Origin of the sequence: Frankia sp. KB5, from assembly GCF_002099325.1 — a bacterium.
Lineage (GTDB): Bacteria > Actinomycetota > Actinomycetes > Frankiales > Frankiaceae > Frankia > Frankia casuarinae.
The window spans coordinates 1-1,930 of the sequence record NZ_MRUJ01000291.1 but is presented as its reverse complement, the minus strand read 5'-3'; the positions used below and the strand labels follow the sequence as shown (position 1 = coordinate 1,930).

Below are 1,930 nucleotides of genomic sequence, written 5' to 3'. Positions count from 1 at the left end.
CCCCGCCTGCACGCCCTTCGCCAGGGCACTCCGTGAGCACGGTCGCAGGCGGGGAGGCACCACACCCCCCGCCCATCCCCAGACCGGGGCCGCCGTCACCGGTGCCGGCGGCTCCCTCCATCCCTCCCCGCCCGCGAGGTCCCTGCGCCCCTGGCTCGTCCCCGGGACGCCGGCTTGCGGGTGGGGAGGTTCCATCACACGCGAGGAGACAGACGCATGGGCGGGCGAACCGACCCCGGCACCCCGGTGAGCGCGCCGTTGGACTGGCACCGGGCGGCCTGCGCCCCCGCAGTCGAGTTCGCCCGCGACGGCGCAGAGGTCGTCATCCGCTACCGGTATGCCGGCGAGGTCCACGAGCTACGGTTTCCCAACGTCATCTGGTCCGGCCTTGTTCAGGAGGCCCGTGTGGCCACGTTTGCCACGCTGACCGCCGAATGGGCGGAGTGGGCGGTCGCCGGCGGTCTGGTCCGCCACGCGGACGGTCAGGTGGATCTGCGCTACGGCTATCTGGGCCTCCGGGAGATCCGCCTGCCCGCCACGATCTGGGATCAGATCCTCGCCGCGATCCGGTCTCGCGCTGTGGACGGCCTCGACCGATGACAGTGCGGGCCCAGATCTGTTTGGGCTGCCGCGGGTACGGAGTCCGGGTCACCGTCCACGCCACGGTATTCGGCCACCCGGAGAAGTTGATCTGGCACTGCCCGTGGTGTGCCGGCACCGGCCGCACCCCATGGGCGCCGCCGGTCTGACTCCCTGGGGCGGCTATCAGCCCCCGTCCGGGTGGTCGCATGCCGCGGGGTGTGTGTCAGGCACACATCCCTGCCCGGCTGCCCGTAGGGCCATCGTCGGCCCTCCTCGACGATGGCCGGCTGCCGGCTTCTCAGCACTCCGGGCCATCGGACGCCTTCGGATAGGAGTCGAGCGAGAGGAGTGCCGTGTCCACCCGGGCCGGGTCGTAGATCGACTGTCCGCCGCCGTGCTCGTCGCTGTCGAACTCGACGAAGACACTGCCGGTGGTGTCGCCGATCGGTGGCGGGCCGAGTAGCCGGGCGAGGGTTGGGCTAGTGAACTCCGACTGCCGGCAGGTCCCCAGGGTGCGGGTCCACAGCATCTGGGTGTCGGCGGGGAGCTCGGCGAGGACGTGGGCGTTTACTGTGCCGATCGGGGCCGGAACAAACCGCATGCTGTAGCTGATCACCCGGTTGGCGTCGTAGTTCACCACATAGTAGGCGTCGACGTTCGGTTCGCCGCCCGTGGCGAGGGCCGGTGTTGGGTTGAAGCAGCAGCCGGGGACGGTGGTGCCGTGGGTGTCCATCACATGGCTGGCGTTCCAGTCGGCTCGGGTGGCGCCGATTCCGGGTAGATGCTCAACCGGAGCCGTCTCGGCCGCGGGTGTCGACGTGGACGTCATCGCGGGTGTCGATGTGGCTGGCGTGCTCGGCGATGCGGTGGCCGTCCGGCCCGCGGCGGCTGCCGTGGTCTTCGGCGGCGACGACAACGCCCCGATGATGAGGAACAGGACGAAGAGGACGAATACGGCGCCGATGCCGGTTTTCCACGGGTGGCGCCGCGCCCATCTACGCCGCGGTGGCCCCGGCGGCGCCTGCTTCGACGTTAAGTCTTGATCTTCCATGATTGCCCCCCTTGAGGTGATAGTGGGGGCAGCCTAGGGGTGATGCGGGCGGGTGGGGCTGCCGGGGTTCCGGCAATGCCGATGCTCGATTACTCACTGTGTACGCAGGCCGGTGTCTCCTCTAACCGTCGCCGATCCCAAACGGAAACGAGATCAGCCCCTCTGTGCTGTTGATCTGTATGGTACGGTGCTTCCGCATCTCGGTACATGCCCTCCGCTCGGTGGGGTTAGGCGCAGGGCTCCGGCGAGGTAGCGCAGCGTCATAGTTGGTAGCTGTTGGTAGCCTGCCTGGTGATC

Annotated in this window: 2 protein-coding genes; one reads left to right on the top strand and one right to left on the bottom strand. The window is 69.2% G+C overall.

The features are described from left to right. The first annotated feature begins 216 nt into the window (after positions 1–216). Entirely contained in the window at positions 217–600 is a 384-nt protein-coding gene (locus tag KBI5_RS22620; protein WP_085016391.1) for a hypothetical protein, read from the top strand. Between the two features lie 280 nt (positions 601–880). On the opposite strand, the gene KBI5_RS22615 is transcribed toward KBI5_RS22620, so the two are convergent. Beyond that, complete coding sequence (locus tag KBI5_RS22615) at positions 881–1,633, bottom strand: hypothetical protein (protein ID WP_133057122.1); 753 nt, start codon at positions 1,631–1,633, stop codon at positions 881–883. Positions 1,634–1,930 lie beyond the last annotated feature (297 nt).

Bases quoted from the DNA above. Each gene is read 5' to 3' on its own strand.
- KBI5_RS22620 (WP_085016391.1), top strand. From the start codon at position 217: ATGGGCGGGCGAACCGACCCCGGCACCCCGGTGAGCGCGCCGTTGGAC.
- KBI5_RS22615 (WP_133057122.1), bottom strand. From the start codon at position 1,633: ATGGAAGATCAAGACTTAACGTCGAAGCAGGCGCCGCCGGGGCCACCG.